The following is a 15,385-nucleotide window of genomic DNA, read 5'->3' on the forward strand; positions in this document are numbered from 1 at the left end:
TTGAACGCGCATGGCGTGCAGTGCAGCCAGTTTCAGAGCACCTTAAACCCGGGTTCGGGCGCTGTAGGCCCGGTATCGGCGGACTGTCCTGTCGGAGAAACATCCCCGGCGCGTAGTCCTGCTGCAAGAAGGCACGTCACCCTACATACGCGCACGCGCTCTCTGACGTGCAACTCCTGCCGCTGCTGATCCGGGGCGCTGAGATCCAGTCGTAGGCTGGTGGTATGGGGTGGTCAGATTTTCCTGCCCGCAATGCCACTTTTTGAATGGAGCAACGCCATGAGAATGCCGCATTTACGCGGGAGCCGGATCGCCCGCAAACAGGCCAGATACCCGCAATACACCGTGACGCCTACGCCGCCGCAAGTCGAAGCGGAGGGCGAGGGGTTGGACAGCAGCGCACGCGCGCTGGAGCGCGATCTGACCCGTTATCAACTGTCTGACCGGCGCTATATGACCGAGGCTGACTACCAACGGGAAACGCGGGAAGAGTACGACCGGTATTTTGATCTGGACGATCAACCGTTTCGTCTGAAAAGAACCGGCCCGCAGTAATGCAACCGCCCCGCAAGGCGCAGTGATTGCACTATCCGGGGCGGTTCACGGTCTGTGGTCGCGGTCTGCGGTTGGTGCTGGCCCGAATATGCACTGTTAGTGCTTCGGGCTTTTCACGCTGACCGTCTTTCCCTGTTTGTCTGTATCAATGCTGGAACCACTGCCACCAGTGGCGCTTTCCGTTGCCTTGCCGTGGGCGGAGACATCTTCTTTGCCAATGCCGGTGCCCGCGTTTTCGCCAGTAAGCGGGTTGGTGCCGGTGCCAATGCTGCGGGTGGGGCCTTTGACTGCATCTGTGCTGGCGCCCATGCCGGTGCCGCCGCCATCACCGGCGCTTGATCCCTTGTCGGTCATCCATTCTGGCGTCTGGTCTGGCGCAAGATGGCCAGAGTACGGCTGGATGCTGGGGTGCGGTTTGGGCGAGGTTGCGGGCTGGGTCGTATTCTTGCCGGCAGATTCAACGCGGGCAGGGCGCGCGGGTATATGAGTGGCCATGACGGTTCTCCGGGTGACACCTGGTGGGTGGTGGGCATGCGCGTTAGGCATACCCGATCACCTTACGGCGCCGGGCCGCTGAAAACGGTCCGGCTGCGGATGAGTCCGCTGTCAGTCAGAGTGGCCGCGGGTGTAGTCCGTCATGACGCGCGCTTACCAGGCGTGCAGGGCAGAAAGCAGCGCAATGGTCAGATACAGCACACCACCGGCAAACAGGCACAAGATCACGATGATTGAAGTGGTGGCGCGCGGCACGAAATCATCATCCAGCCGCAGTCTGGGCAAGTGAAGGCCGGGGCGGTGCAGTGGTTTGAGGTGCAGGATGTCCATGGTTTCCCCCGCTGTGTGTTGAGCGTGTTTGTTCATTTTAGAACCGTCATGGTCGATTTGCTGTCGGCCCTGGCGCTGGCAGCGCATCAGTGGCGTACGTCTATCGGAAACACAAAAAGCACGGCGTTATCCCGGCAGGTCCGTGGCTGGCAAACCCGTGCCGGACTGCAACTACGGCCTGACTTTGATGCATCTGGCCGCCTTGCTGGAACAGTGGCCTGCGCAAAGCGGTGCAGGAATAACGGAAGCGTGCTGTCAGCAAGCCGCCAAGCCGTTACTTCAACATGAATACGAACATGGCAATGACCGCGACCAGCATGACGGCAGTACCGGCCCAGCCCAGTACCGCCAGATGGCCCGGGATGGGGAAAATGCCCATGACTTTGCGGTTGGTGGCGATCAGCATGATGGCGATCATGGCCGGTACGGCCACCACCCCGTTGATGACCGCGCTCCAGAACAACGCGGCCATGGGGTCGATGTGGATCAGGTTCATCAGCACGCCGATCGCGATCGCGCCGACGATGAGCCCGTAAAAGCGTTTGGCCTCACGGGCGCGATGAGACAGGCTGTTGGGCCAGCCGAGCGAACCGGCAATGCCATACGCGGCCGATGCCGCCAGCACCGGCACACCCAGCAACCCGGTGCCGATAATGCCGCAGGCAAACAGGGCAAAGGCGAAGGTGCCGGCGACGGGTCGCAGGGCCTCGGCGGCTTGCGCGGTGGTCTTGATGTCGGTTACGCCGTGCTGGTGCAGCGTGCAGGCGGTGGCCACCATGATGCAGTAGGCAATCAGCGTGGAAAACGCCATCCCGGTCAGGGTGTCGCTGCGAATGCGTGCAAAGGCATCCGGGTGCTGGTGGGGCGCTTCGATCAGTGGCTCGCGCTCCGGATGCAGATGGATTTCTTCCACCTCTTGCGAGGACTGCCAGAAAAACAGATAGGGGCTGATGGTGGTGCCCAGAATGGCCACGATGGTGGTCAGGTATTTGTTCTCCCAGCGCAGCGGCGGCAGCACCGTGGTCTTGAGTACGGCAAGCCAGGGCACCTTGATGATCAGCACAACGGCGACATACGCAAACAGGGTGAGCGTCAGCCATTTCAGAATGCTGCAATAACGCGGGTAGGGCATCAGCACCATGCCCAGGGTGCAGAAAACGCCAAAGCCGCTGACAAACCAGAGCCGCTCTTCTGAGTGGGTCAGCAGCGCCATGCTGTCGCCCATGGCCGCCAGATCCGCGCCCACGTTGATCATGTTGGCAACAAACATGGGCAGGATGACGATGTAAAACCAGAACCCCTGATAGTGGCCTTTCAGTAGCGAGGCCAGGCCGGAGCCCGTGGTGCGGCCAATGCGGGCGCAGATCGCCTGGATGGCAAACATCAACGGGAAACAAAGCAGCAAAGACCAGAGTGTATCAAAGCGGAATGCCGCGCCCGCCTGGGAATACGTGGCGATGCCGCTGGGGTCGTCATCTGCCGCCCCGGTAATCAGCCCTGGCCCCAATCGCTTTAGCCATTTGCTATTTAGTTTAGCCATGCGACACCTCTAGATGCGCTGCGGGTGTTCAGATGCTAAATGCTTGTTGGTGACAAATAAATCAGCAGCTGACTGGATGCATGCACAGTGTTTGTGGGTGGCGGCAGGTAGGCGGGCACTGACACTGCTGGTTTGGGGCAATGAGGCAACATTTTGCTCAACCCGCCGGTTTTTTCTTGCGGGTACGCGGGGCTGGGGCAGTGGGTTGTGCCCGTCGGTGGCGGGCAAAGAAATCCCACATCAACTTGCTGGCATCCGGGCCGTGGTCCGCATGAAATTTGATCGTGCCGTCACCGCCGCTCCAGGCATGGCCCAGTTCGCTGACACGGCAGACCCGCAGCAGCAGTTTGCGGCGGACCACGTAGTCATCAATCTGATAACTCTGTGCCTTGCGGCCACGCCCACTGCGCTTGAGCACGGTTGGCCGGGCGTCGCTGCTCTGCAACTGGTTCAGCGTCATGAATTGCTGCACCAGTTGATGCTGGTTGATCGGGCGCACCACCTTGTCGGCGTGCCCCTGGATCAAAATCGCTGGCATGCGCAGCGCAGTACCCAGCCGGAGCTGTGCTGGCGCCATGGCGCTGCTGGTGCCGTGCACGGAACCGCTTTGCATCACCATCAAGGCCGTTAGCTTGCCATTGCCCGCGCCATAGACCGGCCCCGAATGCAGGCCAACGGCGGCAATCTGGTGCGGGTAATGCAACGCCAGAATATGCGCCATGCCGGCGCCGGCAGAAATACCCGCCACATAGACCCGCGCCGGGTCCAGACCGTGCTGCGCCAGCACTTTCTGTATGGCGCCCATGATCAACGGTACTTCACCGCCGCCTTCCTGCACGGATTTGTCATACCACGGCCAGCAGCGCTGCGAATGACGATGCAAGGCCTGCTGCGGGTAGAGCACGGCAAAACCCTTTTGTCCGGCCAGCAGGTTCATGCGGGTGCCCAGCGCGAAATCATTCGCGTTCTGCCCGCAACCATGCAGCATGACCAGTAGCGGGGCGTCTTTATGCTGTCTGGGCAGGTACAGCTTGTAGCCCAGCCGTTGATAAGACAGCGGCTGATCCAGGCTGGTGGTGTGAAACCAGGATGTGCTCCATTTGCCAGGAAGTGAGGTGGCTGCGGAGCTGGCTGTGGCGGGTTTTTTGCTGGGTCGGGCCGGCCTGGTCGTTGTGGCTGATGCCGGGCTTTTGCGCGATTTACGCCGCTTTGGGCCCAGCAATATCCGGGTCAGTTGCTTTTGTTGCCGCAGCTGCGCTTTGCTCATCGAGGCAATGCCGCCAAGCATCAGTCGTTTCAGGCTTTTGAGCACGACAGACCTCGCTGATGTGGGTGATGTGCAGCCGCGGGCGGGTTAACTGCTGTTGGTTACTCCAGCGTAATGTGCGTCGGCAGTACCCGGCAAGACGCCGCCACTTACGTCATCCAGAAAGCCGGCAGCTACACCTTGCCCGCAGTGAGCATTGCCTGGTGGGACACCCGGGCTGGCCAGTTGCGCAGCGCACAGGTGCCCGCGGTGACATTCAGCGCAGTCGCAACCCCTTCATATCACCCCGAAATCGGCTTGCCGCCCGAAGCTGCTGCCCCCGCACCCGCCCGCATCCGGCATCTGGATGTGCAGCAACTGGCCGAATACGCCGGCGCGCTCATTGCCGCACTGGTGGCCTTATGGTTTCTTGTGCCCAGGTTGTGGCACGCAATACGCGCCTGGTCTTCTCGCCCCAGGAAAACCAGCCCCGAACACGCAGCCAGAAACGCCCTGCGCCGCGCGCTGGCCGGCAAGAATCCACAAAAAATCATCCCCGCACTGTACCGCTGGCTGGATGCCGCAGACGATCCAGCGCCCGCTGAATTACGCCGCCGGATGAACCCGGCAACGGCAGATGCCTGGCTGCAAAGCGTGTACGGGCAGGGCAGAGGCGATCCCGTGTCAGCGCCATCACTGGCCGAGTTACGCAAACAGCAAACCATTGCACCTGCCGCAAGCGCCTCGGTACTGCCTCCGCTGAATTGATTCATCACCCGCAACGTGTTGTCCGGGCTCAGGTGCTGATTTGTGTGGTTACCAAGGGGCAGGGCGCTGGATCGCCCAGAATCTACGGCACGCTCTGCACAACCAGCTGCCGGAAATAAGCGCTGCCCGCCTCGTGCTGGCCGGCCGGCGCATATTCAATTGCGATCCGGAAGGGCTCATAAACCATGAAATTCGCCCTGACCCGTTGCCAGTGCCCCGTCCCCGCAATGCCGTGCTTGAAATGAGTGGTTGTATAGCCACTGCTGGCAGGGAAATCATACGGCCACTTCAGCGCGCCGATTTTTCCGAACTCGCGACTCACCACCGTCAGGCCGCCGCTACACACGTTGTGGCCCGGGCAATCTTTGGCCAGATAGCGGTAATAAAGCTTGTAGTGTCCGGGCGGGAGGACTTGCTTGCTGTAGAAATTGGCGCCGTTATCTGCTGCATGAAAAACCAGGCTTGCATTTGCACCTGAAGGCGCCGGCCCAAACTCACCGTGGCGCCCGCCAGGTTTGCTGTTGGTCCACTTGGCGGGCTGATATCGCCCCAAAGTGTCCATAAAAACAATGCCGCTGTCGTCAGTCTGGTTTGCTGCCCACGCCGCCACGCTACTCAGGCTGCAAGCCAGTGAGGCGATGTACACGCAAAAGTGACCCAAACGCGTTGTGGCAAGCATCGCGGCTCTCCCTCTGGGTGGCCCTGAAAACAAGGCAAAACTGAGAGAAAACTATCGACCGAAAGCCCGTGCGGGGCCTCATCTGATTGAATGAGTAAACGGTTGCGTTGGTCGGGTGGTAAGGAATAGCTGGCTGTCGTGCGCCGGATTACTGGCGCTGAGGGGTGCCAGGCAATTGCATGGGCAGTGGCAAGCCAAGAACACGCAAAAGTTCGGCTTGTCGATGGGTTCCTGTTTTGGCGAGGAGTTGCCGCAGGTGTGTACGTACGGTGGACGCGCTAATCTGGTTCTTCTCTGCGTAAGCTTTTACCGTTGTGTTCTGCAGCAAACCCAAGGCGAGGCGTGCCTCCGCAGAGGTAAGTCCGTACATCAACTGCAGTTGTCTTGCATGTGGCAAAGCCGGGCCGGCGCCATCCTGAATGATGACAAGAGCGTAGGGCCCCCGATAACCTTTGTCGCATTCCGGTGGATTGGAGGAAGGGATGATGGAAACAAGCCATGGGGTGGCTTGTTTTGACCGCGCTACGGTGAACCAGCTTCCTTCAGACCCATATGGATTGGTGGCCCGTTTTAATGCCAGGTTTATACGAGAGGCGGATTTTGCATCCGGGCTCGACAGGCGTTGCGCAGAGACTTTAATCCCGTCGGCCATGGAAAGATAAGTCATTGCGGGCGGGCTCATCCAGACAACGCGCTGTGTCGCATCGACCCATATTGCGCCATACGGCATGCGTTTCAGGGCTTCCTCTGCGGCGGCGTGTTGTTCTTCGAGTTCGGCAAGGCGTGCGCGCAACGTCGCGGCCCGAACAAGATGCATTGAGAAACTGTTCAGGACTTGCAGATTGCCATCGTCATAGTTGCCGGCATCGTATCGTCGGGCAATCGTAACGGCTTCGTATACACGGCCGCTTCGGCGAATGCAATTTGCCGCAACGCGTTTGGCGCCGTAGGGTTTCAGAAACTCGTTATAGAGTTCGCTGCTTTTTACAAACTGCTCGTCAAACCGGAATTGGTCGGGTCGCCAATCCCCGATTTCACCGGATACAAACCAGGCGACCCTGGGGTCGATTGACGCGAAGTAACTGGAATATGCCTGGTCTGATTCTGCAAGCGAGCCGTCACTGACACATGCGCTAATGACTTGACGCCCTGGTACATCCATTTTGATGTATTGCCCGACGTATCCCCCACCAAGCAGGGCGATTTTTCCAACGGTATCGGCCATGAGGGAAGGGCGCTCGACCGCAGCGTATATCGAGTCTATGACTTCACTGGCGCTCAGAGTCATGCGATCCCCTCCCAAACCGCTGCTGGGGCTATCCGCCCGTCAACAACAACGATGCCTGCTTCGAAGACTAATCATGTATTTGATCAAAGCAAGCACTATCCATGCATCTGGCGTTTTTGCGGTGCTGCGCTACGTATTTCGTTAGCCAGGCTTCATGCGCGCGAAGCTGTTTCGGCTGTCGTGATGGCAGCGCTACGCGGTCCTGGAGGAGGGTTTGCGGAAGGGGCGGTCAGGGCGCGGTGCCCTTTCAAAAATGAAACACCCAGACCACCCGGCCGGTGGTCTGGGCTTGATACCTCTCAAGCGTAGAGCTTGCGCTTACCCGGCCATGGCCTGGACGGCGGTCTTGTCGTTCAACCAGGTGTCATCGAAGAAGGTGACTTCGCCCGTTGCCAGGTCGTGTTTGGCGCCGATGATGCCGATCTTGCCGGCGGCGACCATGTGTTCAAGGATGTAGCTGCGGTTGATGATAGAACGCACAGCGTGGCGGACGTTTAGATCGGCCACATTCTCGACGAACACTGGGTTTTTCGAGTTGCGTTTTGCCGGTTCCAGGGTTTGCCCCTCCTGGTATACGGCAGGCTGGATCTTGGACAGCAGTTCGGTCAGGTTGCCAAGCTCCACATGGTCGCAAGCGCCTTTGATTGCGCCGCATGAAGAGTGCCCAAGCACCACGATCAGCCGTGACCCGGCCACATTGCAGGCAAATTCAAGGCTGCCAAGGATGTCGGTGTTGATCACATTACCGGCGATACGCACCGAGAAAATGTCGCCAAGGCCCTGATCAAAAATGAGTTCGGCCGATGTCCGGCTGTCGATACAGCTGACGATGGTCGCGAATGGCCACTGCCCGTCGCGCGTTTCATTGGCTTGCTGCAACAGGTCGCGGCTCACGCGCAGGTTGTTGACGAAGCGCGCGTTGCCTTCCTTGAGAAATTGCAGGGCGAGTGCCGGGGTGACGGTGGCCTGGGTTTCAGAGGTATGCGTTTTCATGGTGAGTCATCTCCAGCTTTGCAGCGATTGCACTGGGTCGAGATAGTACTAACGCAAGAAAATAAGCAATAATCGATATTTACGATGATATTGATCGATAAATATCTATGAATGCCACTTTTCGCCAGTTGCGCCTTTTTCTGGCGCTGGCCGAGCGCGGTAGCGTCACCGCCGCCGCAGAGGCCTGCCACGTCACGCAGCCGACAGTATCAATGCAGCTGCGTGAGCTGACCGAGGCCGCGGGTTTGCCGCTTTACGAACAAATCGGCAAACGCATTTTCCTGACCGCCGCCGGCGAGGCGCTGGCAGAAACCGCCCGGTCGATGCTTGAAGAGTGGCTGGCATTCGAGCAAACCCTCAATGCCATGAAGGGGCTGGAGCAGGGGCGTTTACGGGTGGCGCTGGTGAGTACCGCGAAGTATTTTGTGCCGCGGCTGCTGGGCGACTTTTGTACAGAACACCCGAACATCGAAATTGCGCTTGAGATTCTGAATCGCGATGGCGTCGTCGCCCGCCTGCGCGAGAACCGCGACGATCTGTACATCATGTCCATGCCGCCAGAAAACCTGGACCTTGAGCAGCACGCGTTCCTGCCCAATCCGCTGGTCCTGATTGCCGCCGACGGCCACGCCATGAAAGGACGCCAACTACAACTTGCAGACCTGTCGGCCGAGCGTTTCATCCTGCGGGAGCGCGGCTCCGGTACACGGCTGGCCTGCGACGCGTTTTTCTCCCGCGCCGCCTTCGTGCCGCAAGTCAGACTTGAATTGGGCAGCAACGAGGCGATCAAGCAAGCCGTTGCCGGCGGCCTTGGCCTTGCCGTGATTTCGCGCCACGCGCTGCCTGCGCGCCCGGCAGACGAGCAACTGACCATACTGGATGTAGCCGGTTTTCCGCTCCAGTCGCACTGGTTTACGCTTTATCCGCGCGGCAAAAAACTTTCCCCGGTTGCGGCGGTGTTTCTGGAGCACCTTGAACGCACCGCGCTGGAGTGGAGCGAGCGGCGCGAATCGGGCCTGTAGGATCACGTCACACGATCTGTGTTTTTCGGTTTACAAGCCGCGGGCTGGGCGGGAGGGTGGCCCGGACCAGTGCACCCGGGCCAGGATTCGGCTGCACGCTGCGTGTTGCCTGGGCAGGTGCCTGATTAAGTTTCTATGCTGGCTAAGGTTAAGGGGCGGGGTGACTGTGCGTTTTGACGGTTGCCAAATTCCTGATGGTTCTGATCAGACGCTTAATGTAACTTAACATAATATACATTATGCGAACTTAAAGACAATGTGCTCGTGAGGGGCTTTCCAGATCGGCGCCGCTGCACTGATGGATGACGCGACCATTCACCCGCAGGCGAATATCGGTCAGGTGTGTCTTGTTGAGCGTGGTGCCGCCAAATTTGAAAATCCAGCGTTCATAAGTCGGCCCGAGCGGCAACGCTACCGTTGCGGTAACACCCGGCGCCACGTTCATAAAGCTCAGTTGTTTCCTGCTTAGCCGCCGATCACGACCTTTTTCAGCGGGTCAACGCGCATGACAACAGCAACGGCAACAATCGCCACCAGTGCAGTTTTGAGATACGAATTCATTGTTTGCCCTCCCTTGGGCTTGGTTGATGTGTGAGACACAACTTGCAAGCCCGAAGAATCGGCAAAAAAGAAACGCCCGGCAAAGGGGCGTAAAACCCCCGCCAGAGAGGGGTGTTACACTCGTCAACCACCCACCCAACCATTCGTCGGGAAGAGTTTAATGCGACAACAAAAAATCAAAGGCAATGACAAGGTCAACGCTCAAAAATTGCTTAACTGCATTCAATCGGGGGATTTCGATGAAAATGCATTTGAAGGTTTACTGTCGAAGCTCCGACCTTATGCAGGAAAGCAGAATTCATTCCGGGAAATGGCTGATTTTGTCGCGCATACTGAGGGGAGAGATCAGGGGTTAATTAGCGACGCCATAGAGAAACAGTATGCCAGATATCTCCTCAGCAACCACCGTGCAGCGCCCTGCCGCAAACGCCAGCGCGGCAAACATGTCGAACAGTTTGCGCCGCTCGTTGGGCGTACCATACGGGATCAGGGCCAGTTTCCATTTTTCCGACTTGCGCACGGCGGCCACCAGTTCAGAAATCGACCGAACCGGCGCCGCGTAACCCTCTTGCGAAAACTCGCCCTTGGTATCCCAAATCAACAGCCGGTCAGGCCGGTCCTTGCGTAACTGTTGCATGACGTAGGTGGTTTTACCCGAGCCAGACGCCCCGAGAATGGCCCGGATATCCGCCTTGTTTGCCCGGCTGACTTGTGGTGAGGCCGGAGCCCCGGCCACCCGTGGTTTACGCCCCTTCGCCATTGGCTACTACCTTCGCTGCTTCCTCGTTGGCGGCCTCACGCTCTTGCGCGGCTTTGCGTTTCGCTGAGTCGTGGTACGTGCCCTTTCCGATTTCAGCATCACAGTAACCAAAGAAGATCCGGCCAGCCTCAAAACGACCGAAACCCCCACACAATCTCCACCAGCCGCTCTGCGATGATCAGGTATGCGGCGCAGAGCAGGATTTGCAGCAACAGGTGGTGGCGCAGTTTGGCCAGTCGGCGGATGCCGTCGCTGACGTTCAGGAACATCAGGACGGTGGAGACGGCGATGAGCCCGCCGCCGAGGACGCTGGATGCGGCCATGCCGAGGAGAAGTTGGTGGTGTCCGCGCAGCGCGTCGGTGCCGGCGGCGAACAGCAGTGAGCAGACCAGCAGGTTTTTGACGTTGTCAAAAACACGCGTGCAGACGTCTTGTTCGAGCATCTGCATGTAACGCTTCCAGATTCTTTGCATGGGTGTGGGATGGGCGCCTGGGACGAGTCAGGGGTTGTGGGTGGCGGGTTGGCCCAGTGTCTGACGTAATGCGGCGGCCCAGGTGCTGGCTGCGTCCTCGACGGCGGCGGCGTTGTCGACGCTGGTGATTTTCTCGGGTTTGAAGGTTTCGCGGTCGGTGTGGTGGTCGTAAATCCGCATAAGGACTTCGCCCGTCTGGCTGTCGCGCAGGTCTGCAACCAGCGACATTTCGCCGGCCGATGTGGCGTAGGTTTTGGTTCGGCCAGCGCTGGGGATGTTGGGGGCGGCAATATCCAGGTTCACTACGGCCAGGTTGACCGTCAGCACGCCCTCGCCTGCTGCGTCGACCAGCGTGTAGCCGCCTGCGGTCAGTTGCCGGGTGAATTCCTGGCGGATGGCATCTGCCAACTGGTCTTTGATGGCCTGGATGTCTTTGGTTCTGTTGGGAAGCTGCGAGCCAGTGGCGGATCTTTTCTCCCAACCGCTGCGAAACGATGCCGGAATGGGGCTCAGCAAGATGTTGTGATAGCCGGTCAGGCTGGTGCCGGGTTTGGCGTAGACGAGGTCAAAACCCTGTGCGGATACCGGTTGTAGCCCTTCCTGCGTCCAGGCGGCGATGGCGGTGCGTTTGCTTTTCGGGGTGCTGGTTTGGGCTTGTGCGCTGTGGGATGGTAGCCAGACCAGCGCGGCCAGAACGATTGGCGTTATCCACTTTTTATTCATGATGCACCCATCTGATTGGCGCCGGGCCCTGGTGAAACAGTGGTTCTGGCCAGTCTGCGCAAAGGTTTGGCGAGTGATCTGAATTTAGGTTGCTTCGTTCCTTTTATACAAGCCGGTGTATATGTTTTTTTCGCGTGAACCGCGCCTGGCGAACGGGTTGCCAGGCGCGGTATGTGTCGCACGGTTTATTTGCTGGCGGCTTTGGCGCGGGCCACGTGCAGTTTCTGGTAGCTATCAATCAGGCGCTGATGGCGGTCAAGCCCTTCCAGCTTCATGCTGGTCGGTGTCAGGCCGTAAAAACGCACGCTGCCATCTACCGAACCCAATACGGCATCCATGCGCGCATCGCCAAACATGCGGCGGAAGTTGGCGACGTAGTGATCCAGTTCCAGTTCGTCATCCAGTTCAATTTCCAGCACGGCCTTGAGCGCCTGATAGAACAGGCCGCGATCGAGCGTGTTGTCGTTGTACTGCAAGAAGGCGCCCACCAGATCCAGCGCGTCTTCAAACTGCTGCAAGGCCAGGTGGATCAGCAGCTTCAGTTCCAGTACGGTGAGCTGGCCCCAGACGGTGTTTTCGTCAAATTCAATGCCGATCAGGCTGGCGATGTCGGTGTAGTCGTCGCGTTCGCTGTTATCCAGGCGGGCCAGCAGTTTTTCCAGGCTGGCGTCGTCCAGGCGATGCAGGTTCAGGATGTCTGCGCGGAACCAGAGCGCGATGTTGGTGTTGTCCCAGACCAGGTCTTCAATCGGGTAGATTTCCGAGTAGCCAGGCACCAGGATGCGGCAGGCTGTCGCGCCCAGTTGCTCATACACCGCCACATAGGCTTCTTTGCCCATGTCTTTGAGGATGCCGAACAAGGCTGCGGCTTCCTGGGCGTTGGAGTTTTCGCCGTGGCCGGAGAAATCCCATTCCACAAACGGGTAATCGGCCTTGCTGCTGAAAAACCGCCAGGACACGATGCCGCTTGAATCCACAAAGTGTTCGACGAAATTGTTGGGTTCTGTCACGGCCTGGCTTTCAAACGTGGGCGCGGGCAGATCGTTCAGGCCTTCAAAACTGCGGCCTTGCAACAGTTCGGTCAGGCTGCGTTCCAGCGCCACTTCAAAGCTGGGGTGCGCGCCGAACGAGGCAAACACGCCGCCGGTGCGCGGGTTCATCAAGGTGACGCACATCAACGGGTACTTGCCGCCCAGCGATGCGTCTTTCACCAGCACCGGGAAGCCCTGCTCTTCCAGACCCGCAATGCCGGCCTGAATGCGCGGGTATTTGGCCAGGACTTCTTGCGGCACGTCCGGCAACACAATTTCGCCTTCCAGGATTTCGCGTTTGACGGCGCGCTCAAAAATCTCGGACAGGCATTGCACCTGGGCTTCGGCCAGCGTATTGCCGGCGCTCATGCCGTTGCTGACGAACAGGTTTTCTACGAGGTTGGACGGGAAATAAACCACCTTGCCGTCAGACTGGCGCACGAAAGGTAGCGAACAGATGCCGCGCTCGGTATTGCCGGAGTTGGTGTCGTACAGGTGTGTGCCCAGCAACTCGCCATCCGGGTTGTAAATGGGCAGGCAGTGTTCATCCAGGATCTCGGCCGGCAGCGCGCCTTTGGGGCCGGGCTTGAACCAGCGCTCGTCCGGGTAATGCACAAACGGCGCATTGGCGATGTCTTCGCCCCAGAAGCTGCCGGCATAAAAATGGTTGCAGTTCAGGCGCTCAAGGTACTCGCCCAGGGCCGAGGCCAGCGCGCTTTCCTTGGTGCTGCCCTTGCCGTTGGTAAAGCACATGGGCGAGTGCGCATCGCGGATGTGCAGCGACCAGACGTTGGGCACGATATTGCGCCAGGAGGCGATTTCAATCTTGATGCCAAGGTCGGCCAGAATGCCCGACATATTGGCAATGGTTTGTTCCAGCGGCAGGTCTTTGCCGGGGATATACGTGGCCGCATCGGTCGACGGGTTCAGCGTGAGCAATGCCTGGGCGTCGGCGTCCAGATTGTCGACTTCTTCAATGACAAACTCGGGGCCGGCCTGCACGACTTTCTTGACGGTGCAGCGATCAATCGAGCGCAAGATGCCTTCGCGGTCTTTGGCCGAGATATCTGCCGGCAACTCAACCTGGATTTTGAAAATCTGCTGATAGCGGTTTTCCGGATCAACAATGTTGTTTTGCGAAAGCCGGATGTTCTCTGTCGGGATATTGCGGGTGGAACAGTACAACTTCACGAAATAAGCCGCGCACAACGCCGAGGACGCCAGAAAGTAATCAAACGGGCCAGGCGCCGAGCCATCGCCCTTGTAGCGGATGGGCTGATCGGCGATGACGGTGAAGTCATCGAACTTCGCTTCCAGGCGAAGCTTGTCGAGAAAGTTGACCTTAATTTCCATGGGATAAATCCAGAGCGATATTCAAATAGACCTGGCCGCCATTATCCGGGTTTTTGCGTGCTTATTCCGGGTTTCTCGGTAATGGCTGCCGGCCGGCCCGTGAATGGCCGCCCTGCCCGGCCATTGACAGCAACGGTCAGCGGCTCGTGATTTATTTGTCATTGTTTGCGCTATGATTGCCCCGCCGCCATCGTCAGGAAGATATTCATGACCACCTACACCACTTCGCGTGAAATTCCGGCCTCGCCGGAGCAGGTCTTTGCCGCCATGTGTGACCCGGTGCGCCTGGCGCGCTGGTGGGGTCCGGACGGGTTTTCCAATACGTTCAGCGAGTGCGATCTGGTGCCGGGTGGGCGCTGGGTGCTGACCATGCACGGACCGGACGGACATCAATACCCTAATGAAGCGGTGTTTGAAGAGATCGAGGCGCCCTCCCGTTTCGTGGTCCACCATGTTTCGCAGCCCCGCTACCGGCTGACGGTGACGCTGGTTGCCGTGCCGGGTGGCTGCACGGCAACCTGGCAGCAAGCGTTTGAGGATGCACGCATTGGCGAGCGTCTGGCGCCGATTGTTGTGCCGGCCAATGAACAAAATCTGGCACGACTGGCGGCAGAGGTGCTGGGCGGCTTGAGCGCCTGAATCAGGCGGCAATCATTCTGGAGAATCCCATGTTCAACAGCGTGGTGCTTGAAACCATCACCGGCATTGTGGCCTGTTTTGCCATGGTCGCTTTGCTGACGAGTTCAATCAACGAGGCGCTGGCGTCGTTTCTGGGCAGGCGCGCCAATGAGCTGTTCCATGGCCTGGGACGCGTGCTTAACGCGCATCTGGATGCGCCCGCTGCCGACGGCAAAAAGACCTCAGCCGATATTTTGCTGGGGCTCTACAACCATGCGCTGGTCAATCCGCGGGGTGATGGGCGGGCAAAAGGCCTGGCAGACATCCATATCAAGCCTTCTTATATAGAGCCGCTGCAGTTTGCCGATGCCCTGCTGGAGCTGGTTCAGCAATTGCCCGGCGAAACCCTCTCTGCCAAGGTGGAAAACGGGATTGCTGATCCGCAATTGAAGGCGTTTTTGCTGGGTGTGGCCACGCGTACGCAGTCAGAGACAGCCAAAGTGCGTGATGAGCTGGTGCGCTGGTTCAATAACAGCATGGACCGGATTTCTGGTGACTATAAACGCAAGGTGCAGCTCTGGACGTTTGTGATTGCACTGGCGGTGGCCGTGTTTTTCAATATCGATTTCTTTCATTTGTTCAAATCGCTGTGGCAGCACCCGCTGTCGGCCGAGCAATATCAGCTGATTGCCGATGCTCAGCAAAAACCGCTTGGCGATGTGCTGGATGCGCTGCCACTGGGCTGGCCGGACCGGTTTCCGTCCAGCGATACCACGCCTGACTGGCTGATCCGCATTCTGGGCTGGATGGTGACAGCGACCTCCGCCTTGTTTGGCGCGCCCTTCTGGTTTGATCTGCTGGGGCGGGTGACGCGGCTGAAAGGCGCGGGTGAACAACCAGGCGCCAAGGCGGAGGCGCCCGGGAATTCGGGGTAACGCACAATCAGTGAA

Annotated in this window: 17 protein-coding genes; 5 read left to right on the forward strand and 12 right to left on the reverse strand. The window is 58.9% G+C overall.

What is annotated here, in order from left to right:
- The first annotated feature begins 279 nt into the window (after positions 1 to 279).
- Positions 280 to 555: a hypothetical protein gene (locus IEX57_RS03985; RefSeq protein WP_188702542.1), complete on the forward strand. Its 276-nt coding sequence runs from the start codon at positions 280 to 282 to the stop codon at positions 553 to 555.
- A gap of 96 nt (positions 556 to 651) precedes the next feature.
- Here IEX57_RS03985 and IEX57_RS03990 read toward each other — a convergent pair whose 3' ends face one another.
- The 4 genes from IEX57_RS03990 to IEX57_RS04005 all read right to left on the reverse strand — a co-directional run bounded on the left by IEX57_RS03990 (position 652) and on the right by IEX57_RS04005 (position 4,232).
- Entirely contained in the window at positions 652 to 1,050 is a 399-nt protein-coding gene (locus IEX57_RS03990) for a hypothetical protein (RefSeq protein ID WP_188702544.1), read from the reverse strand.
- A gap of 153 nt (positions 1,051 to 1,203) precedes the next feature.
- Positions 1,204 to 1,380, reverse strand: a complete 177-nt coding sequence (locus tag IEX57_RS03995; RefSeq protein ID WP_188702546.1) for a hypothetical protein — start codon at positions 1,378 to 1,380, stop codon at positions 1,204 to 1,206.
- Between the two features lie 274 nt (positions 1,381 to 1,654).
- Positions 1,655 to 2,920, reverse strand: a complete 1,266-nt coding sequence (locus IEX57_RS04000; RefSeq protein WP_188702547.1) for an NRAMP family divalent metal transporter — start codon at positions 2,918 to 2,920, stop codon at positions 1,655 to 1,657.
- A 157-nt stretch (positions 2,921 to 3,077) separates the two neighbouring features.
- Positions 3,078 to 4,232 carry an extracellular catalytic domain type 1 short-chain-length polyhydroxyalkanoate depolymerase gene (locus IEX57_RS04005; RefSeq protein WP_229708690.1) on the reverse strand — a complete coding sequence of 385 codons (1,155 nt, stop codon included), beginning with the start codon at positions 4,230 to 4,232 and terminating at the stop codon, positions 3,078 to 3,080.
- Positions 4,233 to 4,301: 69 nt separating this feature from the next.
- Between IEX57_RS04005 and IEX57_RS04010 the strand changes: the two genes are divergently transcribed.
- Positions 4,302 to 4,934 carry a BatD family protein gene (locus tag IEX57_RS04010; RefSeq protein WP_188702549.1) on the forward strand — a complete coding sequence of 211 codons (633 nt, stop codon included), beginning with the start codon at positions 4,302 to 4,304 and terminating at the stop codon, positions 4,932 to 4,934.
- Between the two features lie 82 nt (positions 4,935 to 5,016).
- On the opposite strand, the gene IEX57_RS04015 is transcribed toward IEX57_RS04010, so the two are convergent.
- From IEX57_RS04015 to IEX57_RS04025, 3 genes are all read right to left on the reverse strand, one after another.
- A complete protein-coding gene (locus IEX57_RS04015; protein WP_188702551.1) occupies positions 5,017 to 5,613 on the reverse strand; it encodes a hypothetical protein in 597 nt (198 codons plus the stop codon).
- Between the two features lie 148 nt (positions 5,614 to 5,761).
- The gene (locus IEX57_RS04020; RefSeq protein ID WP_188702553.1) at positions 5,762 to 6,901 is read right to left on the reverse strand and encodes a helix-turn-helix transcriptional regulator; all 1,140 of its coding nucleotides are present in this window, start codon (positions 6,899 to 6,901) and stop codon (positions 5,762 to 5,764) included.
- Between the two features lie 318 nt (positions 6,902 to 7,219).
- Positions 7,220 to 7,894 carry a carbonic anhydrase family protein gene (locus IEX57_RS04025; protein WP_188702557.1) on the reverse strand — a complete coding sequence of 225 codons (675 nt, stop codon included), beginning with the start codon at positions 7,892 to 7,894 and terminating at the stop codon, positions 7,220 to 7,222.
- Between the two features lie 107 nt (positions 7,895 to 8,001).
- On the opposite strand from IEX57_RS04025, the gene IEX57_RS04030 reads away from it, so the two are divergent.
- Positions 8,002 to 8,916: a LysR family transcriptional regulator gene (locus IEX57_RS04030; protein ID WP_188702559.1), complete on the forward strand. Its 915-nt coding sequence runs from the start codon at positions 8,002 to 8,004 to the stop codon at positions 8,914 to 8,916.
- 247 nt (positions 8,917 to 9,163) lie between these two features.
- On the opposite strand, the gene IEX57_RS04035 is transcribed toward IEX57_RS04030, so the two are convergent.
- The 5 genes from IEX57_RS04035 to IEX57_RS04055 form a co-directional block, all read right to left on the reverse strand.
- Positions 9,164 to 9,370, reverse strand: coding sequence for a major capsid protein P2 (locus tag IEX57_RS04035; protein ID WP_268238316.1), 207 nt, complete (start codon positions 9,368 to 9,370; stop codon positions 9,164 to 9,166).
- A gap of 459 nt (positions 9,371 to 9,829) precedes the next feature.
- Positions 9,830 to 10,237: a type IV secretion system DNA-binding domain-containing protein gene (locus tag IEX57_RS04040; protein ID WP_188702563.1), complete on the reverse strand. Its 408-nt coding sequence runs from the start codon at positions 10,235 to 10,237 to the stop codon at positions 9,830 to 9,832.
- 128 nt (positions 10,238 to 10,365) lie between these two features.
- Complete coding sequence (locus IEX57_RS04045) at positions 10,366 to 10,686, reverse strand: hypothetical protein (RefSeq protein WP_229708694.1); 321 nt, start codon at positions 10,684 to 10,686, stop codon at positions 10,366 to 10,368.
- A 51-nt stretch (positions 10,687 to 10,737) separates the two neighbouring features.
- Positions 10,738 to 11,433, reverse strand: a complete 696-nt coding sequence (locus IEX57_RS04050) for a DUF3313 family protein (protein ID WP_188702567.1) — start codon at positions 11,431 to 11,433, stop codon at positions 10,738 to 10,740.
- Between the two features lie 185 nt (positions 11,434 to 11,618).
- On the reverse strand, positions 11,619 to 13,817 hold the full coding sequence (locus IEX57_RS04055; RefSeq protein WP_188702569.1) for an OsmC domain/YcaO domain-containing protein: 2,199 nt from the start codon (positions 13,815 to 13,817) through the stop codon (positions 11,619 to 11,621).
- 207 nt (positions 13,818 to 14,024) lie between these two features.
- On the opposite strand from IEX57_RS04055, the gene IEX57_RS04060 reads away from it, so the two are divergent.
- Positions 14,025 to 14,456: an SRPBCC domain-containing protein gene (locus IEX57_RS04060; protein ID WP_188702571.1), complete on the forward strand. Its 432-nt coding sequence runs from the start codon at positions 14,025 to 14,027 to the stop codon at positions 14,454 to 14,456.
- Between the two features lie 29 nt (positions 14,457 to 14,485).
- On the forward strand, positions 14,486 to 15,370 hold the full coding sequence (locus tag IEX57_RS04065; protein WP_188702573.1) for a hypothetical protein: 885 nt from the start codon (positions 14,486 to 14,488) through the stop codon (positions 15,368 to 15,370).
- Positions 15,371 to 15,385 lie beyond the last annotated feature (15 nt).

Origin of the sequence: Silvimonas iriomotensis (genome assembly GCF_014645535.1) — a bacterium.
Taxonomy (GTDB): Bacteria; Pseudomonadota; Gammaproteobacteria; order Burkholderiales; family Chitinibacteraceae; genus Silvimonas; species Silvimonas iriomotensis.

Excerpts from the sequence above, each read along its gene's own strand:
- IEX57_RS04020 (WP_188702553.1), bottom strand. The coding sequence starts at position 6,901 with ATGACTCTGAGCGCCAGTGAAGTCATAGACTCGATATACGCTGCGGTC.
- IEX57_RS04050 (WP_188702567.1), bottom strand. The coding sequence starts at position 11,433 with ATGAATAAAAAGTGGATAACGCCAATCGTTCTGGCCGCGCTGGTCTGG.
- IEX57_RS03990 (WP_188702544.1), bottom strand. The coding sequence starts at position 1,050 with ATGGCCACTCATATACCCGCGCGCCCTGCCCGCGTTGAATCTGCCGGC.
- IEX57_RS04045 (WP_229708694.1), bottom strand. The coding sequence starts at position 10,686 with ATGCAGATGCTCGAACAAGACGTCTGCACGCGTGTTTTTGACAACGTC.
- IEX57_RS04055 (WP_188702569.1), bottom strand. The coding sequence starts at position 13,817 with ATGGAAATTAAGGTCAACTTTCTCGACAAGCTTCGCCTGGAAGCGAAG.
- IEX57_RS03995 (WP_188702546.1), bottom strand. The coding sequence starts at position 1,380 with ATGGACATCCTGCACCTCAAACCACTGCACCGCCCCGGCCTTCACTTG.
- IEX57_RS03985 (WP_188702542.1), top strand. The coding sequence starts at position 280 with ATGAGAATGCCGCATTTACGCGGGAGCCGGATCGCCCGCAAACAGGCC.
- IEX57_RS04025 (WP_188702557.1), bottom strand. The coding sequence starts at position 7,894 with ATGAAAACGCATACCTCTGAAACCCAGGCCACCGTCACCCCGGCACTC.
- IEX57_RS04060 (WP_188702571.1), top strand. The coding sequence starts at position 14,025 with ATGACCACCTACACCACTTCGCGTGAAATTCCGGCCTCGCCGGAGCAG.
- IEX57_RS04015 (WP_188702551.1), bottom strand. The coding sequence starts at position 5,613 with ATGCTTGCCACAACGCGTTTGGGTCACTTTTGCGTGTACATCGCCTCA.
- IEX57_RS04040 (WP_188702563.1), bottom strand. The coding sequence starts at position 10,237 with ATGGCGAAGGGGCGTAAACCACGGGTGGCCGGGGCTCCGGCCTCACCA.
- IEX57_RS04030 (WP_188702559.1), top strand. The coding sequence starts at position 8,002 with ATGAATGCCACTTTTCGCCAGTTGCGCCTTTTTCTGGCGCTGGCCGAG.
- IEX57_RS04065 (WP_188702573.1), top strand. The coding sequence starts at position 14,486 with ATGTTCAACAGCGTGGTGCTTGAAACCATCACCGGCATTGTGGCCTGT.
- IEX57_RS04000 (WP_188702547.1), bottom strand. The coding sequence starts at position 2,920 with ATGGCTAAACTAAATAGCAAATGGCTAAAGCGATTGGGGCCAGGGCTG.
- IEX57_RS04010 (WP_188702549.1), top strand. The coding sequence starts at position 4,302 with ATGTGCGTCGGCAGTACCCGGCAAGACGCCGCCACTTACGTCATCCAG.